This is a genomic window from Streptomyces sp. DSM 42067 (assembly GCF_055792885.1).
Window position 1 is genome coordinate 1,303,639 of the sequence record NZ_CM147706.1, and the last position, 22,751, is coordinate 1,326,389.

The 22,751-nt window shown below is 69.5% G+C and carries 21 protein-coding genes; 6 read left to right on the forward strand and 15 right to left on the reverse strand.

What is annotated here, in order from left to right; translation table 11 throughout:
• Positions 1-110 precede the first annotated feature (110 nt).
• Genes ACSMXV_RS06275 through ACSMXV_RS06285 form a run of 3 tightly spaced genes read right to left on the reverse strand, consistent with a single transcriptional unit; the run spans position 111 to position 1,867 of the window.
• The gene (locus ACSMXV_RS06275) at positions 111-1,325 is read right to left on the reverse strand and encodes a CaiB/BaiF CoA transferase family protein (protein WP_473176712.1); all 1,215 of its coding nucleotides are present in this window, start codon (positions 1,323-1,325) and stop codon (positions 111-113) included.
• A gap of 60 nt (positions 1,326-1,385) precedes the next feature.
• Complete coding sequence (locus ACSMXV_RS06280) at positions 1,386-1,610, reverse strand: hypothetical protein (protein WP_473176713.1); 225 nt, start codon at positions 1,608-1,610, stop codon at positions 1,386-1,388.
• Positions 1,611-1,636: 26 nt separating this feature from the next.
• Positions 1,637-1,867 carry a hypothetical protein gene (locus ACSMXV_RS06285; protein WP_473176714.1) on the reverse strand — a complete coding sequence of 77 codons (231 nt, stop codon included), beginning with the start codon at positions 1,865-1,867 and terminating at the stop codon, positions 1,637-1,639.
• Positions 1,868-2,575: 708 nt separating this feature from the next.
• Between ACSMXV_RS06285 and ACSMXV_RS06290 the strand changes: the two genes are divergently transcribed.
• The 5 genes from ACSMXV_RS06290 to ACSMXV_RS06310 all read left to right on the forward strand — a co-directional run bounded on the left by ACSMXV_RS06290 (position 2,576) and on the right by ACSMXV_RS06310 (position 7,863).
• Positions 2,576-3,820, forward strand: a complete 1,245-nt coding sequence (locus tag ACSMXV_RS06290) for an amidohydrolase (RefSeq protein WP_473176715.1) — start codon at positions 2,576-2,578, stop codon at positions 3,818-3,820.
• Between the two features lie 54 nt (positions 3,821-3,874).
• Positions 3,875-4,471, forward strand: coding sequence for a TetR/AcrR family transcriptional regulator (locus ACSMXV_RS06295; protein ID WP_473176716.1), 597 nt, complete (start codon positions 3,875-3,877; stop codon positions 4,469-4,471).
• 140 nt (positions 4,472-4,611) lie between these two features.
• On the forward strand, positions 4,612-6,081 hold the full coding sequence (locus ACSMXV_RS06300; protein ID WP_473176717.1) for an MFS transporter: 1,470 nt from the start codon (positions 4,612-4,614) through the stop codon (positions 6,079-6,081).
• Between the two features lie 388 nt (positions 6,082-6,469).
• On the forward strand, positions 6,470-6,796 hold the full coding sequence (locus tag ACSMXV_RS06305) for an acyl-CoA dehydrogenase family protein (protein WP_473176718.1): 327 nt from the start codon (positions 6,470-6,472) through the stop codon (positions 6,794-6,796).
• Between the two features lie 2 nt (positions 6,797-6,798).
• Entirely contained in the window at positions 6,799-7,863 is a 1,065-nt protein-coding gene (locus tag ACSMXV_RS06310) for an MBL fold metallo-hydrolase (protein ID WP_473176719.1), read from the forward strand.
• 556 nt (positions 7,864-8,419) lie between these two features.
• On the opposite strand, the gene ACSMXV_RS06315 is transcribed toward ACSMXV_RS06310, so the two are convergent.
• The 10 genes from ACSMXV_RS06315 to ACSMXV_RS06360 all read right to left on the reverse strand — a co-directional run bounded on the left by ACSMXV_RS06315 (position 8,420) and on the right by ACSMXV_RS06360 (position 18,407).
• On the reverse strand, positions 8,420-9,484 hold the full coding sequence (locus tag ACSMXV_RS06315; RefSeq protein ID WP_473176720.1) for an NAD(P)H-dependent amine dehydrogenase family protein: 1,065 nt from the start codon (positions 9,482-9,484) through the stop codon (positions 8,420-8,422).
• 310 nt (positions 9,485-9,794) lie between these two features.
• Positions 9,795-10,097, reverse strand: a complete 303-nt coding sequence (locus tag ACSMXV_RS06320) for a hypothetical protein (RefSeq protein ID WP_473176721.1) — start codon at positions 10,095-10,097, stop codon at positions 9,795-9,797.
• A gap of 38 nt (positions 10,098-10,135) precedes the next feature.
• Positions 10,136-11,818 (reverse strand): thiolase C-terminal domain-containing protein, encoded by a 1,683-nt coding sequence (locus ACSMXV_RS06325; protein ID WP_473176722.1) that lies wholly within the window; start codon positions 11,816-11,818, stop codon positions 10,136-10,138.
• The gene (gene fdxA / locus ACSMXV_RS06330; protein ID WP_473176723.1) at positions 11,811-12,143 is read right to left on the reverse strand and encodes a ferredoxin; all 333 of its coding nucleotides are present in this window, start codon (positions 12,141-12,143) and stop codon (positions 11,811-11,813) included. The genes ACSMXV_RS06325 and fdxA overlap by 8 nt, the downstream gene beginning before the upstream one ends.
• 66 nt (positions 12,144-12,209) lie before the next feature.
• Positions 12,210-13,586: a cytochrome P450 gene (locus ACSMXV_RS06335; protein ID WP_473176724.1), complete on the reverse strand. Its 1,377-nt coding sequence runs from the start codon at positions 13,584-13,586 to the stop codon at positions 12,210-12,212.
• Positions 13,587-13,623: 37 nt separating this feature from the next.
• Positions 13,624-13,815 (reverse strand): ferredoxin, encoded by a 192-nt coding sequence (locus ACSMXV_RS06340; protein WP_473176725.1) that lies wholly within the window; start codon positions 13,813-13,815, stop codon positions 13,624-13,626.
• Positions 13,816-13,971: 156 nt separating this feature from the next.
• Complete coding sequence (locus tag ACSMXV_RS06345) at positions 13,972-14,811, reverse strand: NAD(P)-dependent oxidoreductase (protein WP_473176726.1); 840 nt, start codon at positions 14,809-14,811, stop codon at positions 13,972-13,974.
• Positions 14,808-16,037: a CaiB/BaiF CoA transferase family protein gene (locus ACSMXV_RS06350; RefSeq protein ID WP_473176727.1), complete on the reverse strand. Its 1,230-nt coding sequence runs from the start codon at positions 16,035-16,037 to the stop codon at positions 14,808-14,810. Before ACSMXV_RS06350 ends, ACSMXV_RS06345 begins: the two co-directional genes overlap by 4 nt.
• A gap of 55 nt (positions 16,038-16,092) precedes the next feature.
• Positions 16,093-16,863 (reverse strand): SDR family NAD(P)-dependent oxidoreductase, encoded by a 771-nt coding sequence (locus ACSMXV_RS06355; RefSeq protein WP_473176728.1) that lies wholly within the window; start codon positions 16,861-16,863, stop codon positions 16,093-16,095.
• Between the two features lie 35 nt (positions 16,864-16,898).
• Complete coding sequence (locus ACSMXV_RS06360) at positions 16,899-18,407, reverse strand: class I adenylate-forming enzyme family protein (RefSeq protein WP_473176729.1); 1,509 nt, start codon at positions 18,405-18,407, stop codon at positions 16,899-16,901.
• A gap of 287 nt (positions 18,408-18,694) precedes the next feature.
• On the opposite strand from ACSMXV_RS06360, the gene ACSMXV_RS06365 reads away from it, so the two are divergent.
• A complete protein-coding gene (locus tag ACSMXV_RS06365; protein ID WP_473176730.1) occupies positions 18,695-19,864 on the forward strand; it encodes a thiolase family protein in 1,170 nt (389 codons plus the stop codon).
• A 72-nt stretch (positions 19,865-19,936) separates the two neighbouring features.
• Here the strand turns inward: ACSMXV_RS06365 and ACSMXV_RS06370 are convergent, their stop codons facing one another.
• Positions 19,937-21,064, reverse strand: a complete 1,128-nt coding sequence (locus ACSMXV_RS06370) for an amidohydrolase family protein (protein ID WP_473176731.1) — start codon at positions 21,062-21,064, stop codon at positions 19,937-19,939.
• A 145-nt stretch (positions 21,065-21,209) separates the two neighbouring features.
• Positions 21,210-22,706, reverse strand: coding sequence for an aldehyde dehydrogenase family protein (locus ACSMXV_RS06375; protein WP_473176732.1), 1,497 nt, complete (start codon positions 22,704-22,706; stop codon positions 21,210-21,212).
• Positions 22,707-22,751 lie beyond the last annotated feature (45 nt).

Genomic DNA, 22,751 nt, shown 5'->3' on the forward strand with positions numbered 1-22,751 from the left:
CCGTCCGTGGGGCCGCCGCACCTACGGGTCGGCGTTTACATGCTCGGCAGTGAGTTCGACGACGCCGTGGTCACGGTCGGCCAGGTCGCGGGCCCGGTGGCCGGCGCGCACTACAGCACGTCCCCCGCTGCTTTGAGCCGCAGGATGGCGTCCCAGCCGTGGCCGAGCTCCAGCAGAATCTCGTCGCCCTGCTCGCCGTGCTCGGGCGCGCGGGAGAGACTCGGCGGGGCGTTGTCGAACTGCGCCGGGCTGGCGACGAGGGGATAGGGGCCGGCCGGTCCCTGGACTTGGGTGACGTACTGATTGGCCGCCACCTGTGGGTCCTCGCCTGCCTCGCGGGCGGACTGCACGACGGACCACGGGACGGTGAGGCCGGCCAGTGCCTTGGTCCACTCGGCGAGATCACGCTCGGCGAAGACGGCGTCGAGGACCGCGACGCATTCAGCGGCGTTGGCCAGTCGGGCCGCACCGCTGTCGAAGCGGGGATCCGCGGCCAACTCCGGGCGGCCGACGGCCTCGCAGAACATCTCGAAGCTGCCTTCGGTGAGAATGCCGGAGATGTTGATGTAGCGTCCGTCGCGGGTGCGGTAGGCACTGACAGTTGGGTTGGGCGATTGAGCATGCCGAAAACGCGGGATGCCCTCGACGCCGTACAACTGGGCGGCCACGACGCCCGGGGACAGCACCCACAGCCCCGATGACAGCAGCGAGACGTCGACCACCCCGCCCCGCCCCGTGCGTTCGCGGCGGAACAGGGCCGCGGCGATGGCTCCGGCCAGGAAGGTTCCGGAGGTGAGGTCGCCCAGGGCCGGGGAGATCAGCGGCACGAACTCGTCGGCGACCTGGCTTGCGGCGTGGCCGATGCCGGTCCGGCTCCAGAAGTCGGTCATGTCGTAGCCACCACGATCGCGTTCGGGCCCGCGGTCGCCGTGGCCGGTGGCGCGAGCGTAGACCAGGCGGTCGTTGACGGCGCGCAGGTCGTCCAGGTCGATTCCGAAGCGTTCGCGGGCGCCGGGCAACAGGTTGGTGATGAAGACATCGGCCTCGCGGACGAGGTCGTACAGGACCTCCCGGCCTCCGTCGGTGGAGACGTCCAGGCCCAGGCAGCGCTTGCCGCGGTTGAGGATCTCCCACATGAACTTCACCCCGACGTCCCTGTCCGGCAGGGCGGCCACAGGGTTGCCGTTCATCGGGTCGGCGGTGCCGGGGGGCACGATCTTGATCACATCGGCGCCCCAGTCGGCGAGCACCGCGCCGGCCGAGGGGGCGAAGGCGTACATCGCCACCTCGACCACCTTGACGCCCTGCAGTACGTCGTAGCTCATATCCCCAGTAGTCCGCTCAGGTTGGTTTCGGCGATCTTGACGGCGTCGGTGTCGGACACGTCAGCGAGGGCCTCGGACAATTTCGGCTGACCAATCGTCATGTCCGGGCCGGGTCCCTGTGATGTAGGTGAGCTGGTCCTCGTACAGCCACGCCTGACGGCCGCCCTTCTCGACCACGCGCGGGGGGCGGTCGCGGTAGGTGGCCGGGACCCGGTCCACCCACAGGTGCGGCGGCTCGATCACATGGTCGTCGGCGGAGAGGAGTTCGGTGTCGGGAGGCAGCATCGGCTTTCCTTTCGTCCGACTCTCATTCACAGCGCGAGCAGGAGGGAAGATGTGAAGTTCTCTGCGCCGCTGGAGACCACGGCGACCTGCGGGCGGCGATGCACCTGGCCGACAAGAGCGACCCCCCTCAACTGCAGGCACGCCTCGTACAGCGCGCCATAGCCGTGCAGACGTCCGCGGAGAGCTGTCCGGCCGCCGGTATCGAGTGGCAGCTCCCCGTCCAGGGCGATGCGTTCGCCGCCTCCGACACGAATCACTATCTTTATATAGATAGCAGTGAATTGACTTTAGCATGGACAGGCGTCCGCCGACACAGGCCGCGGACGAGGAAGGCAAGACCGTCCAGGCGGTCGGCCACCACAGAGTCGACAGCCCCGGTCTGGCCCTGGCCGCGGTGTTGGATACACAGGCAGGGTGTCCAGTTCACGGTTGGGGCTGGGTGAGGTTCGCCGGTCGAGGGCAGCGGCGATCACGGGAGGGATTGGGAGAAGCCGCAGTGTGCCGGGCGGCATCAGCTGGTCGATGACCGCGAGAGTTGCGGCGAGCCCCGGATCGAAGGGCGACGCCGGCCCGACCGGTCCCGCGGCGGCCGGGTCGGGGGCGGTGGTCGTCATCGTCGACTCCCAGCGTTCGGTGTGGCAGGTGGATCCCATCGTCGGAGGTCGCCCCGATCGCGGATCAGCAGCCCCCGGCGGATTTTTCCCCCGCCACCTGGCGGGGTGACCCCTGTCCAGTGCCGACGTGCTCGCGAACTGCCGCGTTTCCCGGCGGTTACAGATTTAGGAAACTAACGGTTTCCCTATTGACCTGTACGGATGGGCGCCCGGAGTATGTCCACGTCGCCGCGCTCCGCCAACTGCGGAGCGGCCTCACCGTCTCCGTCCCCTGCCCGTACGGGCTGTTCGGCGTGCCCGGAACGGTGGCGCGCGGCCGACAGTGACGGACCCACCTGCAAGGAGACCCACGTGCACGACGTGCTTCAGTACTGGAATGCCGAACTCGCCGAGGAGCTGGCCGAGTTCTACCGAGATCTGCACCGCCATCCCGAACTGTCCTTCCAGGAGCACCGCACGGCCGGACAGGTGGTCAAAGCCCTTGAGCCGCTGGGCTGCGAGGTGGCGACCGGTGTCGGCGGCACCGGTGTGGTGGCGGTGCTGCGCAACGGAGACGGTCCGGTGGTGATGCTCCGTGCGGACATGGACGCCCTGCCCGTGGAGGAGAACACCGGTCTGCCCTATGCGAGCACCGCGCGCGCCGTGGATGCGGCGGGCAACGAGGTGCCGGTGATGCACGCCTGCGGCCACGACATGCACACCGCCTGCCTGGTGGGAGCCCTGACGCTGCTGTCCGAGGGCCGCAGCTTCTGGTCCGGCACTGTCCTGGCCGTGTTCCAGCCCGCCGAGGAGGTGGTCGGCGGCGCGGCCGCGATGGTCGCTGACAGCCTGTTCGACCGCTTCCCCGTCCCGGAGGTCGTCCTTGGCCAGCACGTGTGTCCGACGCCCGTCGGCACGATCGGCCACGGCAGCGGACCCTTCATGGCCGCCTCTGACTCCGCGCATGTCACCCTGTTCGGGCGCGGCGGCCACGGCTCCGCACCGGAGCACACCATTGACCCCGTCCTCATGGCCGCCTCCACCGTCGTACGGCTGCAGGGAGTCGTCGCCCGCGAGGTGTCCATGAACGACCAGGCCGTCGTCACGGTCGGCCGCCTGCAGGCAGGCACGAAGGACAACGTCATTCCCGAGACGGCGGAGCTCGGCATCAACATCCGCACGTACTCGCCGCAGATCCGTGGGCAGGTGCGCGCCGCCGTCGAGCGTGTCGTCCGTGCCGAGGCCGCCGCGGCGGGTGCGGAGAAGGAGCCCGAGTTCGACTGGACGCACGGCACCCCGGTCCTGGTGAACGACCCGGCCGCGACCGCGGCCACGGTAGAGGCCTTCACGGCGCACTTCGGGCCGGAGCGGCTGATGGCGTTCCCAGCGACGGGCTCCAGCGAGGACGTCGGCGTCTTCGGTGAGGCAATCGGTGCACCGACCGTCTACTGGTTCTGGGGCGGTGCCGACCCCGAGGAGTTCTCGGCGGCGCTCGCCGAGGGCCGGACACCTCCCCTCAACCACAACCCCGACTACGCGCCTGTCCTAGAGCCCACCCTCGCCGCGGGGGTGGAGACCATGACCGTGGCAGCCCTGGCGTGGCTGGCGACCGGGTGACCGTATGCTGGCCCGGCAACCGGCCCACTCCACGACAGCCGAGGATCCGTAGTCATGACCGCCGAGCAGCCTCCCGCGCGCCGCGGTCGCCCCCTGGATCTCGAGGCCCGCCGTCGCACCTTGGAACTCGCCGGTCAGCTGCTCCAGGACGGCGGATACCCGGCCCTGACCATGGACGCGCTCGCCCGGCTGGCCGGGGTGTCCAAGAAGTCGCTGTACCGGTGGTGGCCCAACAAAGCCGCCATCGCCGCAGAAGCGCTCGCCGCCGCGGCAGAGGTCCTGCCCCTGCCCGACCTCGGCGACAGCAGGGCCGAACTGCTCGTCCTGTTCGACAACGCTCGCATCTACGCCAGCGCCGACGAGCTGCCTCTGGGCCTGATGGCCCAGCAGTCGGAAGCCGACCGGACCGCAGTCGCCCGTGCCTACCTGGATCGCCTCGTGCACCCGCGCCGGGAAGCCGGCCGCGCTCTGGTCCGGCGCTGCATCGCCCGGGGCGACCTGCCGGCCGACACCGACATCGACGCCTTCATCGACCTGTGGAGCGGTATGGCCGTCTACCGATGGTCCATCCGCAGGGTCCCGCTGTCCGACCATCTGATCGAGCAGCTGGTCGACATGGCTCTGGACGGCAACGTCCCCCGCCTCGCCTGACACCCCCTGCCTCGACGAACACAGCGCCACAGCCCCCTTGCGCCGCGCCCCGGCGCAAGTGCGTCACCCTGCGCTTCTCCTTATTCCTTGTGCTGTCCGGCACGGCCCGCCCTGTGCCGGACCCTTCCCGTGGAGTCCCCATGCCTGAAAAACCCTCGACCGCCGATACCGCCTCCCGCTCCGCGCTGGCCGTCATCGGCTTCCTCGTCTTCGTGGAACTGTGCAGCGGCATCCTGCAGGGCTCCGTGCCCACGCTGGTCCCGCTGATCGGCCAGCAGATGCACATCAGCTCGGGCGACCTGAGCTGGGTCAACACCCTGCCGCTGCTCGTCTCCGGGATCTCCGTTCCCCTGGTCTCGAAGCTCGGCGACATCTACGGCCACCGCCGGCTGATCCTGATCACCATGGTCGCCGTCGCCATCGGCTCGGTCATCGCCGCCACCGCCGACAGCTTCGCCGTGCTTCTGGTCGGACGCGCCCTTCAGGGACTGTTCGCGGCCTGGCTCCCGCTGGACTTCGCCATCGTCCGCGACCGCGTCCAGGGCAGGAAGGCCGGCGCCGCCATCGGCCTGCTCGTCGGCGCCGTCACGCTCGGCGGCACCCTGGGGGTCGTCGGCACCGGCCTGCTGTCCGAACACGTGAGCACCGCCAAGACACTCCTGTGGTTCCCCGCCATCGCCATCCTGCTGTGCCTGCCCATTGTCCTGTTCCTCATCCCCGAGTCGGTCACCCGCCACCGCAGCCGCATCGACTGGTCCGGCGCGGCCCTCCTCAGCACCGGCCTGGGCTGCGGCCTCCTGGCTCTGGGGCGCGGCGAGGCCTGGGGCTGGGGCTCGGCATCCGTGATCACCCTGATCGTGCTCGCCCTGCTGGCCCTCACCGGCTTCGTCCTGGCCGAACTGCGGATCACCCAGCCGCTCATCGACGTCCGCATGGTCGCCGACCGCAAGCTGGCACCCCTGTACCTCCTCAGCTTCGTCCTCGGCATCGCCATGTTCGGCGCCCAGACCGCGAACAGCACGTTCATGGCCACCCCGACCCAGCTCGGCTTCGGCTTCGGCTACGACACCCTCGCGCTGTCCCTGATGGCACTGCCCCTCACCGTCTCCGGATTCGCCGCCGCCGGCCTCGCCGACCGGCTGATCCGTAACTTCGGGGCCCGGGCGGCCGTCGGCGCCGGATTCCTCGCCTTCACGGCCTCCTACGGACTGCTCGCCGCGGCCCACGACCACCCGTGGCAGTTCGTCGTCTCCGGCATCCTCGCCGGCTTCGGTATCGGCCTGGTCGCCGGCGCCCTCCCCGTCCTGATCATGGGACATCTCCCGGCCGACCAGACGGGCATCGGCACCGGTCTCTACAACACCCTCAAGGCCCTCGCCGGCTCCATCTCCGGTGCCGCCTTCGCCGCCGTCCTCAACCGCCACCTCCTGCCGCTCCCCATCCCCGGCGTCAAGCTCTCCGACGAGCGCGGCTACACCATCGTCTGGGTCAGCTGCGCCGTCATCTGCCTCATCGGCCTCGCACTCTGCCTGACCCTGCGCGCAGCCAGGAGCAGCAGTCCCGATTCCACCGACGCCCAGGCGCCGCAGCCGGCCCCTCTCGTCGACTGACCGGCGGTCCGACCACTGCTCGGTGTGGGGCTGCACCACTACGGCGCACGGCTCCACACCGCCTGGAAAGCCGCACGTCAGTAGGGAAGCCGATGGCCGTCCACCCCTGGCGCGGGGTGGACGGCCGTGCGGCGTGTCATCAGTGGGGTGCGTCGTCCAGCGGCGGCCGCCGCCGGTACCCGCTGCCGGGCCGGTGCCCAGCAGCGCACAGGGTCTGAACCGGATGGTCCCGGTCGAGCGCCACCTGCGCCATAGCCAGCTCCGAGAGTTTAATGATAGCTATGTTTGATACCACTCTCGTGGCTCCCTCCATGGCCCGTTTCAAGGATGGCGAGGGGGGTGAGTGCCAACGCTTCGTGCACGTACAAGGACGGAGGACCTGATCCGCGTGACCACGTACGCGCTCCGACGCAACGACCCGTCTCTCGATGAGGACCAAGAGACCGTGCGGGAAATCTTCGCCGGATTCTTCGCCAATGAGTGCCCGCCTCCGGTCGTCCGTGCCGCTGAGCCACTGGGCTTCGACAGCGCGCTGTGGTCGCGATTGTTGGAGATGGGGGTCGGTGCGATGGGACTGCCCTCCACACTCGGGGGAGACGACACCACACTGGTCCATCTCGCGCGCGGTTCCCTTCACGACGCAGCGCACAAGCCCGAGAGCGAGATCGGCACAGTGACAGAAGCCGGCCCCATGACTCACGCGAAGGGCGCCTGACCTTGAGCATCATCGTTACCGGAACGCTCCAGCGGCAGGCGTGGGTCGACCGAGTGCTCCCGCCGGTCGAAATGGTGCGACCAGGGCTGTGGTCGATCCCGACCGTGTTCCCGAACAATCCGCTGCGTTACGTCCTGACGTACGCGATCGAGTACGCCGGAGGCGTCGCCGTCGTCGACACGGGCTGGCCCTGCCAGGCGGTGTGGGAAGGACTCGAGTCCGGGCTGAACGAGGCAGGTTGGACCCTGGACGACGTCAAGGCGGTGCTCGTCACCCATGGGCATGCCGACCACATGGGCCTCGCGAGTCGCATCAGGGAGCGCACCGGCGCCTGGGTCGCCATGCACGAGGCCGACGCCGCCGATGCCGCGCGGGAGATGAATCCGGTCGTGCAGCGGGAGTACGACGTATGGCTCGCCCAACGCGGCGGCAACAGCGAGGAGATCCGCCGCGAGATGGACAACGCACCCCGGACGGAGATCTTCGGCGACTTCGGCGTCGTCCCCGACCGGTTCCTCGAAGACGGCGGGCGGCCACTGGGCCCGGGCACCGATCTCATCTCGGTCTGGACGCCGGGGCACACCCCGGGGCACACCTGCTTCTTCGACAGTGGACGCAACCTCATGCTCACCGGGGACCACGTCCTGCCGCGCATCACACCCAATATCAGCCCGTCGCCCTTCGAGACGGCGGACGTCCTCGGCGACTACCTGGCCTCGCTCTCCCGCCTCTCCGGCTACGACCCCGCAGAGGTGCTTCCCGCGCACGAGTACCGCTTCGCAGGCCTGGCCGATCGCGTGCACGACATTCGCGAGCACCATCAGGAGCGCCTCAGCGAGGTGCTTGCGGTGCTGTACGGCCGGCCCGGGGCGAGCACCGCGGACGTGGCCGCCGGGCTGCACTGGAGCCGCCCATGGGATCAGATGCAGGGACTCCAGCGCCGCTTCGCGATCGGCGAGGCGTACGCACACCTGGTCCACCTGGAACGGACGGCATACGTGACGAACAAGGGCTCGGACGTGGACGCGTGGTGCGCCACCCGAGACTCCGGGCCGAAGCTGGTCTGACCGACTGCGTTCCGGCCACCCCTCCCCTGCCGATCGGAGATCGGCGTCGGGGTACCGGCCGGCCTGGGGCCTGGGCTCGGCGCGCGGAGAACCCGGAGCGGTATGCGGAGGACATCGGCATCCCGTACAACACGCTGAAGGTCTACCATCACACCGCCAGGCGGTGGCCCGCACAGCACGCGGCGCCCCGCGGCCGGCACGGCCGAGGAGGTCGCGGAGAAGCTCGCGGCGTTCGTCGATACGGGCGTCCGGCACCTAGTCCTCGTCCTCGTGCCGGCCCCAGGCGCCCTGGCCACCACGACCGACACGGACAGCTTGATGCAGCGGCTGAGCGAGGACGTCATCCCGGCAGTTCGGGAGTACTCGGCGGCGCGAGCGAAAGGGCCTGACCCCCGGAGCACCCCATACCGGCGAAGACGAAGCCCGTCGCCCGGACCCTCGCCAGGCCGGGCGCACGTCCGGCCATCGCTCCTGGGTGCTGCACCGCGCCGCCGCACGGCGACCGGCCGAGCTGTGCCTCCAGCCACGGGCGCCCCCATGGGGGCGTTCTGTCACATCACGGTGCGGCGGGCTTGCCGTCGTGCCCCCCAGGCCAGTACCGCGGCACGTCGAGTGGCCCGAGCAGGCCGGGCCGAGCCGCGCAGATGGCCGGGATGGCGTTGACGGGCGGCATGGCAGACGCCTTGAGGCCATTGGCGAAGTCCATGTTCATCTCGATGGTGAACGACGGGTCGCCCTCGATCTCGATGCGATAGGACAGGTCCTCAGGGCCGAAGGGCTGCGGCCACTGCGAACCGACGTTGCGTGCCACGCAGTCGGTGTGCTCGACGATGGCGAACGGTTTGCCCTCAGACAGCGCACGGAGCTCGAAGTGCACGACGACGTTCTTACCGGCCTCGATCACGCCGAATCCGACCTCGGTATCGACGTCGGTGACGTCGCTCTCGTAGGTCAGCTCGAAGCGCTCCACCTCGCGGCCGAGGACCTCAGCCAACTGGTGCAGCGTCGGCGCCCAGAACTGCTCCATGAAGCCACCGGTGACGAGTAAGGGCTGGAACCCGGGATCCTCACCGAAACCGAAGTACTCCCGCATCGAATGCTCGGACGTGTAGCTCCCCCACCAGCCAAGCTCCATCACTCGGATGCAGTCGACACGATCGGCGGCGGCGAGGGCGGTGATGGCGAGGTCCGTTGTGGCCCAGCCGGGATCGATGCCGGTGAAGTAGCAGGTGCTGCTGCCCTTCTCGCACGCCGCCGTGACGGCCGTGCGCAGGTCCTCCGGGGTCCTCGGCGGGTAGGCCAGCGCGAACCCCGAGAACGTCACGACGTTCGTCCCTCGCTCCAGGAACGGCACCAGGTCGAGGATCGCCTCCCGTTCGCGCCCCATCGCGTCACCGAAGTAGGAGAGGCAGTCGGCCTCGAGGTCCAGCAGCTCGTCCCAGCTCCCGGTGGCGAGCACTCCGGCCGGAGGCTCACCGATCAGCTCCCCGGAGTCCCGGCCGACCTTCTCGGGCGAGCTGACGTAGTGCCCGACCAGTTCGAGATCCGGTCGCCCGAGAATCGCACGCAGCGCCTCCTTCCCGACAGCGCCGGTACCGGCGTGTACCACTCGCACGGCCATGAGTTCCTCCCAATGAGACGAGATAGACGTCCGGACCTCGGCGCCGCGGTACCCGATCTTCTCCCCGGAAACTGCCGACGTGGGCTGAGCGGCGGCGCGGACGTCGCCGCTGATCTGCCATCGACAGCTCGCGCAGGCACGCAGAGGGAGCCGCTCGGCCCAGATCACTGCGGCATGTAGAAGGTGTCCAGCATCGGTTGTCAGTAGGTGCCCGCGAACTTGTGGTCGCCACCGACCTGCTTCGACCACCTCGGAACCCGTGGGCCGGGTCTGCCGGTTTCCGCTACAGGCGAAGGAATTCACCACGCGGTCAGTCGGAGGCGGGCAGCGGCTTGGCCGACTGCACCACCACCTCCTTGTCGTTGACAGCGACCGGATGCTCTCCGGCCTTGACGCAGAGGAGTTCGACGTCCACACCGTCGACGGTGTAGCGCTTGCCCAGAAGGGTTCCCGCACCGGTGACCGAGGCCGGGCTCCTGCGCTCCACTTCGCCGCGCGGCGCCATGTCGCGTCCTCCACAGGTCACCGTCACCTCCTGGTCGGGACAGCGGATGATGATCAGCACCGTCGCGTCGACGACGCTCTCCAGGGCCTGTCCCGCTTTCAGCTGCATGTGCCGTTTCCCTCCATGCCGTGCGACGCCGTCCGTTGTCATGAATCGTTCCTGAGCAGCATCACGCCGCTGGGTGTCAGTCCTCCGCTGCTCACCACGGCGACGCGCGCGTCCGCGACCTGCCGCGGCCCGGCGTCGCCGCGCAGCTGCACGATCGCCTCGTGCAGCAGCGCCATGCCGTGGGTACGGCCGTGGGAGAGCTGTCCGCCATGGGTGTTGAGCGGCAGGACGCCGTCGCGGGCGATGTTCTTGCCACCGGCCAGGAAGTCCTTGGCCTCACCGATGCCGCAGAACCCGAGCGCTTCGATCCAGGACAGACAGTTGAGCGTGAATCCGTCGTAGAGCTGCGCGACGTCGACATCGGCGGGGCGCAGCGAGGTACGGGTCCACAGATGTGCCGCGGGACCCATCACCTGCGGTTCGTGCGTCGAGGTGCTCTGGTCCCACTCGACCCGCTCGACCATGCGGGTGCCCACCGCCTCCACCCGTACCGGGCGTACCCGGAGGTCGGCCGCGGTGTCCGCGGCCGAGACGACGACGGCGACCGAGGCGTCGCAGGGGACGTCGCAGTCGTAGAGCCCGAACGGCGTGGTGATCATCCGCGCGCTCAAGTAGTCGTCCATGGTGAGCGGTTCGCGGTACACCGCGGTCGGGTTGAGCGCCGCGTTCGCCCGCTGGTTCAGCGCGATCCAGCCGAGGGTCTCGCGCGTGGCGCCGTAGCGGTGGAAGTAGCGTTGCGCGGTCTGGGCCAGGGGGTGCGCGGCGGACGAGGCCCCGAACGGCATGCCCCATCCCAGGTCGCCGCCGATCCGGCCGTCGCCGGTACGCAGGCGCCCTTCCCTCAGCAGCTGGTCGTGGGTGGACTGCCACACGGTCCTGAAGCACAGCACGTGCCGGGCCAGGCCTGCGGAGACCGCCAGCATCGCCGCGATGACCGAGCCGCCGGGGCCGGGCGTCTCCGCTCCCCCGTTGAACCATGCCGGGCGGACGCGCAGCACGGCCTCCAGGGCGGTGACGCCGCCCTCACCGAAGCCGATGTCGAATCCCCCGCCCGGATATGTGGACAGGCCGTCGATGTCGTCCATCGTCAGACCCGCGTCTGCCACGGCCGCCCGGCAGGCCTCGGCCGTCAGCGCGATCGGGTCGCGCATCAGCCGGCGCCCGACCGTCGACTGCCCCACTCCGGACAGTACGGCGTCGTTCTCGAATTTCGGTGCACTCCACGGGAGTTGTGGCGACAGGCGGCGCACCAGAGCGCGAGCTTCCTCTGCGGGCAGTTCGTCCTCTGGAAGCGGTGTCGGTTCATCGGGCTGCCTGACGGCCGGCCGGAAGAGCGGCAGCCAGACGTCCTCGACCTGTTCGAAGGCGACTTCCATCCGCATGCCGAGCCGGAGTTCGTCCTCGGTGCAGTCGATCAGGCGGGTGGTCAGTTTCACCCGTGGATCCTCGTCCAGCGCCACCTGAGCGACGATGACGGGTGACGGCAGCCCCGGCAGCCCGAACCGGTGGCTGACGGTGAAGCCGAAAAGGGTGCCGGAGCCGGAGACGGTGCGTGGCTCGACCTCCGTACCCCGGCAGTGCGGGCACACCGGTTTCGGCGGGTGCACGAGCCCCGAGCACGACGCGCACTCCTGCACCCTCAGCCGTCCCTGCGCACCTGCCGTCCAGTAGAACTCGTTCCAGGGTGTGACCAGCGGCAGCGGCCGACCCGGCTCAGTCATGGGACCCCTCCTTCACCGGGAGCCTCTTCACCGGGTCCGGGTCCGGCAGGCTGCCAGGCACCACACCCGACGCACCGCCCGGCGCCCCGGCCGTGGCGAAGAACATCGCGTTGATCTCCGTGAACGAGCTCCACCGTTCGGGGAGGTCGTCCACGTAATAGATCGCTTCGGCCGGGCAGACGGGCTCGCAGGCGCCGCAGTCGACGCACTCGTCGGGCTGTATGTAGACCATCCGCTCGCCCGGATAGATGCAGTCGATCGGGCACTCGTCGATGCAAGCCTTGTCGAGGACATCCACGCAAGGCGCGGCCACCACATAGGTCACGACGGACTCCAATGGGTCATGGAACAGGGGAAACACCGGGAATCCCGGGACGCCGCAGACCTCGGATCAGCCCTCCAGCCGGGCGGCTTCCTTGCGGATGGTGACGGGTTCGGCGAGACACTGCTCGTCGCAGATCCGCTGGATCCTGGCGATCGTCTCCTCCAGCCCGGCACCCAGCCGTTTTCCGGGCGTGAAGGTGGCCGGCAGGTGATTCATCCCGTTGATGATCGCGATGGTGTCGTAATGGACGGCACCACCCTTGTCGCACACATAGTCCGGAATGCGGTCCAGGACCGCGGTCAGCATCGTCTTGAACGTGGCGCGCGCCACGTTCGATCCGATGCACCGGTGGATACCGAGGCCGAACGCGCTGTGGCGGTTGCCGGTGCGGTCGAGGCGGATGTCGTGCGGCTCGGGGAAGACCTTCTCGTCCCGGTTGGCCATCGCCCAGGAAAGCCAGATCCGGTCGCCCTCCGCGAACCGGGTGCCGTTCACCTCGCAGTCCTGGCTGATGGTGCGTCCGTCTCCCTGTGCGGGAGTGAAGTAGCGCAGGAACTCCTCGGTGGCGCTGTCGAGCAGCGTCTCCCGCTGCGCGCTCAGCCTCTCCCGCTCGTCCGGGTGCTCGCCGAGCCACTCCAGGGAGTGCGCGGTGAGAGCGGTGGTGGTGTCGAACCCGCCCGTGATGAGCAGGCTCAGCACGCCCATGATCTCCCGGTCGTCAGGGCGGCGGCCGCCGATGTCGGCGGTGACCAGTTCGTGGATCATGCCTGGGCGGGAGCTCCTGCGGATCTCGTGGACACTCTCCAGCATCCGTTCGCTCATGCGCTGCTGAAGCCGCGCGACCCTGGGGAAGTCCGGGGAGTCCATCGGGGTGTAGACGAACGCGTGGGTGGGCTCGACGTAGATTTCCCAGTCCTTCAGCGGCAGGCCGAGGATGGCGAGCGTGAGCACCGCGGGCACGATGTTCGCCAGGTCGTCGACGAAGTCGAGCCGGCCTGTCTCGATCACCTCGTCGAGGCAGGCTCGGGTCAGTTCCTCGATGACCGGCTTCCACCGCGCGACCGCCGCCGGCGAGAGGTACGGGTTGAGGGCCTGTCGGTAGTAGCGCTGGTCCGGCGGGTCCATCTCCAGGAAGCCGCCCTGAAGGCGGTATTCCTCTGGCATGGACGGGATGTTGATGCCGAGGTAGCCGCGCCGGACGTTCTCCACATCGTGGTCGTTGGAGAGCAGGTCGGCGCGCCGGGCGATGTCGAACAGCTCCTTGTTGCCGCTGGCGAACCAGTGCCCCCCGTGGGTCTCGTTCCACGCCATCGGGCAGCGTGCGTGGAGGTCGTCGGCGAGCTCGGCGAAGTGCACGCGGTATTCCGTCGAGGTCCGGTCCAGGTGGATGACGGGGCACTTGCGGTCCGCGTCATCCGTGACCGGTGTTTCGTCGTGCGTCATGGCACACCTCTCCAGCCTGGTCAGAGTCGTCGGTGCATCAGAAAAGGACGATCGCCTGCTCGGGGCAGGACCTGGCTGCCTGCCGGGCCTTCGTCTCCAGCTCGGCCGGCACTTCTTCCTCCAGGACGTACGCATGACCGTCCTCGTCTCGCAGGTCGAAGAGCTCGGGCGCGGTCATCGAGCACAGGGTGTGGCCCTGGCACAGCTGGCGGTCGATGCGGATCTTCATACGTGCCTCCTTGCCTGTCGGATGTCTCGGGCGCATCGGAAGTGGGGTTTCTGGGAGCCTGCCGGGGTACGGGTGGGCACACGGTGGAGGACCGGTGACGCGGAACCCGTTCGGCCCGCGACGGCAGCTGTACGGGGCTGCGCGTTGTGTGCGCGATCAGTGCCGGGCGGCTCCCAGGGCACCGAGCACGGCGTCGGCGGCGTCCAGAACCGCTCCCGCCTTGACTCCGGCGATGTCGGCCACGTCGGCCACCAGGCGGGCGTCCTTCTGCAGCAGCCCGGCGACATGGCCGCGCAGGGACTGCGCCGAGCATCCCATCGCGGCCAGTGTGCCGGCGGCGAAACTCGCGGCCGAGCCGTGGGCGAGGACGCGCGCCAGCTGATCCGGGGCGATGCCCAGGCCGCGGCCCAGCTCGTAGGCGCTGTCGGCTACCGCGATGTTCGCCGTGAACAGCACGTTGTTGATGAGCTTCGCCCGCTGTCCGGCGCCGACCGGACCCAGGTGCACCACCGGGTCGCCGTATGTCTCGAACACCGGCCGGGCACGTTCCACGGCATCGTCGTCGCCACCGGCCATCACCAGCAGCCGGTGTTCGGCGGCCGCCTCTCGGCCGCCGCTGACCGGCGCGTCGAGGAGCGTGACGTGCCGTTCGGCGGCCTGCTCCGCGAGGCGCCGGCAGGTCTCGGGGTGCACGGTGCTGTGGATCGCGATGATGCCGCCCGGCCGCATGGTCTCCAGGAGGCCGCCCTCTCCGGCGACCACCTGCTCGACCCCGGCGTCGTCGACCACGCAGACACCGACCAGGTCGGAGCTTGCGCCGAGTTCGGCGATCGAGCCGGCGACCTCGGCCGCGGTGTCCGCGAAGGCCTCTGTCGTCTCGCGCCGCCGCGCCCACAGCGTGGTGGGGTAGCCGGCCTCGACGATGCGGCGGGCCATGGGGCCGCCCTGGTCGCCGAGTCCGATGAAGCCGACGCGTCGCACAGCTGTCCCGCTCATGTCACCGCACCCGCGATCTTCAGGTCGAGGAGCTCTTCGTCGGCGAGGCCGAGTTCACGCAGGATCTCGTCGGTGTGCTCGGCGAACAGCGGCCCGCGCGTGAGCGGCACTGCCTCACGGTTGAACTGCACAGGGCTGCCGATGAGTTGACGTGCGTTTCCCTCCGCGTCGGTCACCTCGGCGATCAGGCCGGTGGCCCGCAGGGAGACGTCCTGGCCGACCTCGTAGGTGTTCTGGACGACCGCCCACTGGCCTTCCATACCGTCGAAGGCCGCCACCCACTCGTCCTTCGTGCGGGAGGCGAGAGCAGCGCTGATGATCTCCGCTGCCTCGGCGGCGTTGGCCATCAGCTTCTCGGCCGAGTCGAAGCGGGGGTCGGAGGCGAGCTCGGGCCGGCCCATCCGTTCGGTGAACTCCGGCCAGTAGCGGCCGGGCTGGAGCATCGAGAGGGAGATCCACCGGTCGTCAGCGGTCCGGTACACACCGGTCAGCGGGTTGCTCGCGCGGGCGGTCAGCTGGTCGACCTTCGGCAGCGGGCCGCCGTTCATCATCGCCAGGTTGACGTTCATCTGGGTCGCCCACGCCCCGACCCCTAGCAGGGACACGTCCACGGTCGGCGCGACGCCGGTCCGCTCACGGGCGAGCAGCGCCGCCGCGATGCCTCCCGCGATGGTCATCCCGCCCATGTTGTCGCCGTACGCGCCGACCGGCTGGGCGGTCAGGAACTCCGCGCCGGGCGGGGTGGCGGAGTCGGCGCTGCCACCGCGTGCCCAGAAGGCGGTGGAGTCGTAGCCGCCCTTGTCGGCCTCGGGGCCGCTGTGGCCGAAGCCGGTACCGAGCGCGTAGACGATGTCCGGGTTGATCGCGCGGACGTCCTCGACGTCGATGCCGAGCTTGGCGCGGGCGCCGGGCAGGAAGTTGGTGAGGAAGACGTCGCTGGTGCGGATCAGCTCGTGCAGGACCTGCTTGGCCTCGGGCTTCTCCAGGGCGAGGCCGATGCTGCGCTTGCCGCGGTTGGGGCCGTCCATCATCGGGGAGAAGGTGGACCCTTCTTCGCCGACGTTCTGGCTGAAGACCTTGACGATGCCGCGCTGCGCGTCGCCCTTCTCCGCGTGCTCGACCTTGATCACATCCGCGCCCCAGTCGGCGAGAACGGCGCCGGCTGCCGGCACGTAGGTGAACTGGGCGACCTCCAGGATCCGGACGCCTTCCATGGGTTTGATCACTGCGGGGACCTCGGTTTCCTTCTCGCTGAACCGGACGGGTGAGGGCGCTGCGGAGTCAGATACCGAAGCGGAGTGCCCCGTCGATCCGGATCACTTCGCCGTTGAGATAGTCGTTGCCCGCGATGTGCAGGGCGAGCTCCGCGTACTCGTCCGCGCGGCCCATCCGCCTGGGGTTGGGCACCGTCTTCCCCCACCTGACCTGCACCTCGTCCTCGGCCATGCCATAGGCGGGGGTGAAGAAGATGCCGGGCGCGATGCCCACGACGCGGATGCCGGCAGGGGCGAGATCGCGGGCGCCGGCGAGGGTGAGGCTGATGACGCCGCCCTTGGCCGCCGCGTAGTCCGACTGCCCGACCTGCGCCTCGAACCCGGCGATCGACGCCGTGACGATCACGACCCCGCGCTGCCCGGACTCCAGCGGCTCGTTCCGGCTCATCGCGGCAGCCGCATGGGCCAGGACGTTGTACGTACCGCCGAGGAAGATCTCCGTGGTCCGCATGAACGTCTTCAGCGGGTAGAACTCGCCGTCCCGGTTCACGATCCGCCGGGCCGCCGCCGGACCGCCGTGCACGGCGACCGCGACACGCAGCGTGCCCAGTTCACCGGCCGCGCGCACGGCCTCACCCATCGACTCCTCACTGGTGACATCGGTGCGCAGGAAGCGCACGCGGTCCCCGCCGAGATCGGCCTCCAGGGCCTTGCCCTTGTCCTCGGCCAGGTCCGCGACGAGCACCTTGGCACCCGCGCCGGCCAGCCGTCGCACCGTCGCCTCGCCGAAACCGCCGGCCCCGCCGACGACCACCGCTGAGGCACCTTCGAGATCCATGTCTTCCTCCGTACGTCGATAAGTGGCCCGGCGGGTCAGACGGACACGGTGTCGCCCTCGGGAATCAGGCCGACGAGGTTGCGGCGCAGCACCTTGCCGGTCGGGGTCGTCGGGAACTCCCCGACGAACAGCACGTAGTCGGGGGTCTTGGAGCTGCGCAGCCGCTCCCGCGCCCAGGTGCGCAGCTCTTCGGCCTCGACACGGGCCTCGGGCCGCAGCAGCACGAAGGCGCCGATGCGCTGTCCCCATTCGGCATCCGGCACACCGGCCACGACGCACTCCTGGACGGCCGGGTGCCCGCTCAGGACGTCCTCGATTTCGGCGGGTGCGATGTTCTCCCCGCCCCTGATGATCGTGTCGTCGGCCCGTCCGTGCACGAAGAGATAGCCGTCCGCATCGAGGCAGCCGCGGTCCCGTGTGGGGAACCAGCCGTCGTCCCGCAGGACGCTGCCGGCCTCCAGGTACTCCCCGGCCACCTGCGGACCGCGGACGAAGATGTCGCCCACCGCGCCGACGGGGCACACCCGCCCGTCGTCGTCCCGCACCTCGAGCTCCACCGAGGGCAGTACCCGTCCCGCGGACCCGAGTCGGGCGCGGATGTCCGGGTCGGTGCTCGCGGCGGCCTCGCGGTGGGCGTCGGGTCCGAGCACGGTGATCGACGAGGCAGTCTCGGTCAGTCCGTAGGCGTTCACGAACCCGGTGTCCGGGAAGAGACGCAGGGCTTCCTCGATCACCGCTGGAGCCATCTTGGAACCTCCGTACGCCAGCGACCTCAGGGACGCGGGCCCCTGGACACCCCGTTCGCGCAACTCGGCGACGATGCGGGCGAGCATGGTCGGCACCACCATGGCGTGGGTGACCTGCTGCTGTTCCACGGCGTCCAGCCAGCCGCCCGGAGTGAAGGTGTCCAGATGGACGACGCGACGTCCGTTGTAGAGGTTCGAGAGGACGTTGGCGACCGCGGCGATGTGGTACGGGGGGACGCTGACCAGAACGGCCTCGGTGTCGGACGCCGAACCGAACTCGACCGAACCGAAGAGGTAGGACGCCAGGTTGCGGTGCCTCAGTACGGCGCTCTTCGGCGCGGCCGTGGTCCCGCTCGTCATGAGCAGCACCGCTGTGGAGTCCGGATCGACGGTCTCGGCCGCGTCCGGTGTGCCGCATACCGCGGGGAGTGTCAGGAGCTCATCGGTGCTGAGGGTCCCCGCGCTCCGCGTACCCGAGATGCGCTCCGGGGTGTCGGTCACCACGAACGGATCTTCCTGGCGGCACATCACGTCATCGAGCTGTTCTGCGCCCAGGCGGTAGTTGAGAGGGAGGAAGGGGATGCCGGCGTAGGCGGACGCGAACAACGCCACGGTGAACGCGGGCCCGTTGGAACCGAGGTACACCATCCGGCGCGCTCCGGCGGCACGCACCCTCGCCGCACCGGCCAGAGCTCGCGAGCGCAGGTCCGCAGCGGTCATGCCGATTCCGCGGTCACCGATCAGAACGCGGTCGGGCATGCCGCCGACCACCATGTCGAGAACCATCGCGAGATTCATGACCACTCCAGCACACGTCGTCGGGAAGCCGGGGAGGGAACACGAGCACGGTCAGCGTTCGGTGCCGCGCGGGCATCCGGCCAGTCCGCACGACCCGAGGTCTCGCCGGCCGGCTCGCATCCGCACAACTGCGTCTTGGCGCCGAGCTGTTCCTCCGAGAGAACACCGAAGCCGCTTATCTTGTCAATGTATGGAATCATTAAATCCTTACGGCCCTTCACGGGCCTTCGGACGATCCCGGCCCCCGGCACCCCACCGGGAACACAGGTCAAGTGAGGTGGTATCCCATGCCCGAAGCTGTGATCACCAGCGCGGTACGGACCCCGATCGGAACCGCTTTCAAGGGCACGCTCGCCGACACTCCCGCCGAACGGCTCGCCCTCCACGTCCTGCGCGAGGCCGTCCGCCGCTCCGGCCTGGCCGCCGAACGCTTCGACGACGTCGTCCTCGGCGAGTCGCTGTACGGCGGCGGCGACCTCGCCCGGCATGCCGCGGTCGCCGCCGGGATGACCCGTGTCCCCGGCGTGGCACTCAACCGGCACTGCGCCAGCGGCCTCACCGCGATCGGCACCGCGGCCGCGAGCATCCGGGCCGGCATGGACCGTGCGGTGGTGGCCGGGGGCGTGCAGTCCTTCTCCACCGCCCCGGAGCTGACCTGGCGGATCCCGCCGGGCGACGCAACCGAGAACCGGATGCCGCCGACCTTTCCCCACACCGGGGAGGCCACCGACGACGTGACGCTGAGCGTCGGCTGGAACACGGCCGTCAGGTTCGGCATCACCCGTGAGCAGATGGACGCCTGGGCGGTGCGCTCGCACCGGCGGGCGGTCGCCGCGAGCGAGAAGGGCGTCTTCGCGGACGAGATCGCGCCGATCACCGTGACCCGGCGCGACGGCTCCACGGTCGTGTTCGCCGTGGACGAGCACCCCCGCCCCACGACGTCCGAGGAGAAGCTGGCCCTCCTCAAACCGTTGCACCCGGAGATCGACGGCTTCTCCGTCACCGCGGGCAACGCCGCCGGGGTCAATGACGCCGCGGCCGCCCTCGCCGTCCTCTCCGACGACCTCGCCCGCGCGGAGGGGGCACCCGTGCTCGCGACCGTGCGTGCCTGGGCCGCGGTCGGCGTCGACCCGAGGTTCACCGGAGTCGGTGCCCTGGAGGCCGCGGTGAAAGTGCTCGGCCGGGCCGGCATGTCAGCCTCCGACATCGACCTGTGGGAGATCAACGAGGCGTTCGCCTCCGTGCCCGTGGCGGTCTGTCACGAGCTCGGGCTCGACGAGGACCGGGTGAACGTCCACGGCAGCGGCTGCAGTCTCGGTCACCCGGTCGCGGCGAGCGGGGCCCGCATGGTGACGACGCTCGTCCACGAGCTGCGCCGCCGGGGCGGCGGCACGGGACTGGCCGCCATGTGCGCCGGCGGCGGCCAGGGCGGCGCCGTCGTCATCGAAGTGCCCTGACCGCTCCGCGGGCTGTTCCTCCCGGTGTCCTCGGCGGGATACCGGGAGGAACGGCCGCGCCTCGCGCCGGTCTCAGGCCGGGAACCGGAAGATCTTCCGAGCGTTGAGTTCGACGATCTTGCGCGCCTCGTCGTCGGGGACGTCGGCCAGTGACTTGGCCAGCGCCTGGCGTGTGTGCGGCCAGTTGCAGTCGGAGTGCGGGTAGTCGCTCTCGAAGAGGATCTGGTCCACGCCGATCCGGTGCCGGGCCTCGATCCCTGCGTCGTCCGCGATGAAGCAGCCGTAGATGTGGTCCTTGAACAGCTCCGACGGCTTCACCTCGGCGTTGATGTCGCACCAGTACTTGTGCCGGCCCCAGGAGTAGTCGGTGCGTTCCAGGATGTAGGGGATCCAGCCGATTCCCCCCTCGGACAGCACGAACTTCAGGTTCGGGAACTTGTGGAACACCGGCGACATGAGCAGGTCCACGGTCGCGGCCATGGAGTTCAGTCCGAACAGTGCTATGCCGATGAAGAAGTCGGCGTCCTCGGCCAGTCCCGGAGGCATCCCGCCGGAGCCGAAGTGTACCGAGATCGGCAGTTCGGCCTCCTCGCAGACGCGTAGGAAGGGGTCCCAGTGGCCGGTGTGGTACGAGGGCAGGCCGAGCCGGTGGGGCGCCTCGAGGAAGGTCACCGACCGCGCGCCCTTGGCCGCGGTGCGCTGCACCTCCTTCACCGATGCCTCGACGTCCCAGAACGGGACCATGACCAGCGGGATCTGACGCTGAGGCGCGTAGGCGCACCACTCGTCGAGGATGAAGTCGTTGTAGGCCCGGATGCAGGCGGCCGCGAGCTCCTTGTCCTTGGCCGCGTAGAAGGTGCTCCCGGCGAACCCGCCGAAGTTGGGGAAGCACAGCTGCGCCCAGACGCCCTCGGTGTCCATGTCCTTGATCCTGGCCGCGATGTCGTGGCAGCCGTCCCGCATGTCGGAGTAGCTGCGGGGGTCCATGCCGAACTCGCGCGGGTGCTTGCCGGCCACCGCGTTGAGCGCGAAGTTACCCGCCTCGGCCCCTTCGTAGATCCAGACGTCGTTGCCGTCGGGCAGCTTCTCGATGCGGGGGGCGGCCTCGGCGTACTTCGACGGCAGCCGGTCGATCCACACACGCGGGTGCTCGATCACGTGGTCGTCGACGGAGATGACCTGGGCATCGCTCGGCATCATCGGGGATTCCTCCGATCACTCGGTTGTTTGAATCTTTTTAATCATCTACACAGCAGGGTAGCCATGCTCGTCGCGACCGGAAGAGGGCTTGGGGCCGCCGGTCGGCCAGCGGCCCCAGCCAGGGTCCCGCTCCTTCCCCGCCCGGTCAGGCGGCCGGCACGCCGATGGTCTTGATCTCCAGGTACTCCTCGAACCCGTGAGTTCCGTTGCGGCGGCCCAGTCCGCTCTGCCCGTAACCGCCGAGCGGGCTGGTCAGGCCGAAGTACGAACCACCGTTGACCGAGACCGTCCCCGTCCGCACCCTCGAGGCCACCCGCAGCGCCCTCTCCTGGTCGGCGCCGGAGACTTCGCCGGACAGGCCGTAGACCGTGTTGTTCGCGATGGCCACGGCCTCGTCCTCGGTGTCGTACACCGACACCGTGATCACAGGGCCGAAGATCTCCTCCTGGGCGATCCGCGACTCGGGGTCCACTCCGGACAGCAGGGTCGGCTCGACGAAGTACCCCCGCGGCAGGTGGCCGGGAACGCCGCCGCCGGCGACCAGCGTGGCCCCGGAGGCGCGACCCGCCTCGATCAGCCCCAGCACCTTCTGCCGCTGGCCCTCGCTGATCTGCGGCCCCTGGAAGACCTTCGGGTCCCACGGATCGCCGTACGGGAAGGCTTTCACCGTCGCCTCGAGGATCTCGAGTCCTTCGGCACAGCGTGAGCGCGGCAGCAGGATGCGGCCGGCCAGCGTGCAGGTCTGCCCCGCGTGCGCGCACACCCCGGCGACGGCCATCGGCAGGCAGGCAGACAGGTCCGCGTCGTCCAGCACGATGTGGCTGGACTTTCCGCCCAGTTCCAGGAGCGTCCTTTTCACCGTGGGCGCGCCGGCCTCGAGCACTTTGCGGCCGGTAGCCGTCGACCCGGTGAAGCTGATCATGTCCACACGTGCGTCGGAGGTCAGCGCGGCACCGACCTCATTGCTGTTGGACAGCACGACGTTGAAGATGCCGGGCGGTATGTCGGTCCGCTCCGCCACGATCCGGCCCAGTTCACTGCCGGACCACGGTGTGAGCTGGGCCGGCTTGAGCACCACCGCGTTGCCGGCCATGAGAGCCGGTACGGACTCGGCGATGTTGAGGTAGAGCGGACAGTTCCACGGTGTGATCGCGCCGACCACACCGACCGGCTCGTACTGCAGGAAACGGCGGCCCGGGGCCGGGATGCCGTCGTGCACGCCGGAGTCGCGCCAGTACTCGAAGGTGCGGCCGTACTCCGCCCAGTGCCCCACTTCCTGGAGAGGGAACTCGAGTTGTATCGATTCCGTGGTGGCGATCGGCGCGCCGGCCTCCGTCACCACGATCCGGCGCAGCCGCTCCTTCTCCTCCACCAGCGCGTCCCGCAGCTGGGTGAGGCAGTGATGGCGGAACCCGGCGTCGCGCGACCAGTCGGTGGTGTCGAACGCGCGGCGCGCGGCGCCGACGGCGTGCTCCATGTCCGCGACCGTTCCGTCGGTGGCCTGTCCGGCCACTTCCCCGGTCGCGGGATGCACCACGTCGAACAGCGCGCCGCTCGCGGTGTGCCGCAGTTCGCCGTCTATCAGCATCCGCTGCTCCCCCGCGAGCACCCCGGTCTCCGAGGGGGCATGTCCCTGGCTCATGTCACTCTCCCGTTCGTCGCGGTCCGGGCGGCGGGGGACGGGATC

Bases quoted from the DNA above. Each gene is read 5' to 3' on its own strand.
- ACSMXV_RS06275 (WP_473176712.1), bottom strand. From the start codon at position 1,325: ATGAGCTACGACGTACTGCAGGGCGTCAAGGTGGTCGAGGTGGCGATG.
- ACSMXV_RS06280 (WP_473176713.1), bottom strand. From the start codon at position 1,610: ATGCTGCCTCCCGACACCGAACTCCTCTCCGCCGACGACCATGTGATC.
- ACSMXV_RS06295 (WP_473176716.1), top strand. From the start codon at position 3,875: ATGACCGCCGAGCAGCCTCCCGCGCGCCGCGGTCGCCCCCTGGATCTC.
- ACSMXV_RS06300 (WP_473176717.1), top strand. From the start codon at position 4,612: ATGCCTGAAAAACCCTCGACCGCCGATACCGCCTCCCGCTCCGCGCTG.
- ACSMXV_RS06315 (WP_473176720.1), bottom strand. From the start codon at position 9,484: ATGGCCGTGCGAGTGGTACACGCCGGTACCGGCGCTGTCGGGAAGGAG.
- ACSMXV_RS06320 (WP_473176721.1), bottom strand. From the start codon at position 10,097: ATGCAGCTGAAAGCGGGACAGGCCCTGGAGAGCGTCGTCGACGCGACG.
- ACSMXV_RS06325 (WP_473176722.1), bottom strand. From the start codon at position 11,818: ATGACTGAGCCGGGTCGGCCGCTGCCGCTGGTCACACCCTGGAACGAG.
- ACSMXV_RS06335 (WP_473176724.1), bottom strand. From the start codon at position 13,586: ATGACGCACGACGAAACACCGGTCACGGATGACGCGGACCGCAAGTGC.
- ACSMXV_RS06340 (WP_473176725.1), bottom strand. From the start codon at position 13,815: ATGAAGATCCGCATCGACCGCCAGCTGTGCCAGGGCCACACCCTGTGC.
- ACSMXV_RS06345 (WP_473176726.1), bottom strand. From the start codon at position 14,811: ATGAGCGGGACAGCTGTGCGACGCGTCGGCTTCATCGGACTCGGCGAC.
- ACSMXV_RS06355 (WP_473176728.1), bottom strand. From the start codon at position 16,863: ATGGATCTCGAAGGTGCCTCAGCGGTGGTCGTCGGCGGGGCCGGCGGT.
- ACSMXV_RS06360 (WP_473176729.1), bottom strand. From the start codon at position 18,407: ATGAATCTCGCGATGGTTCTCGACATGGTGGTCGGCGGCATGCCCGAC.
- ACSMXV_RS06365 (WP_473176730.1), top strand. From the start codon at position 18,695: ATGCCCGAAGCTGTGATCACCAGCGCGGTACGGACCCCGATCGGAACC.
- ACSMXV_RS06370 (WP_473176731.1), bottom strand. From the start codon at position 21,064: ATGATGCCGAGCGATGCCCAGGTCATCTCCGTCGACGACCACGTGATC.
- ACSMXV_RS06375 (WP_473176732.1), bottom strand. From the start codon at position 22,706: ATGAGCCAGGGACATGCCCCCTCGGAGACCGGGGTGCTCGCGGGGGAG.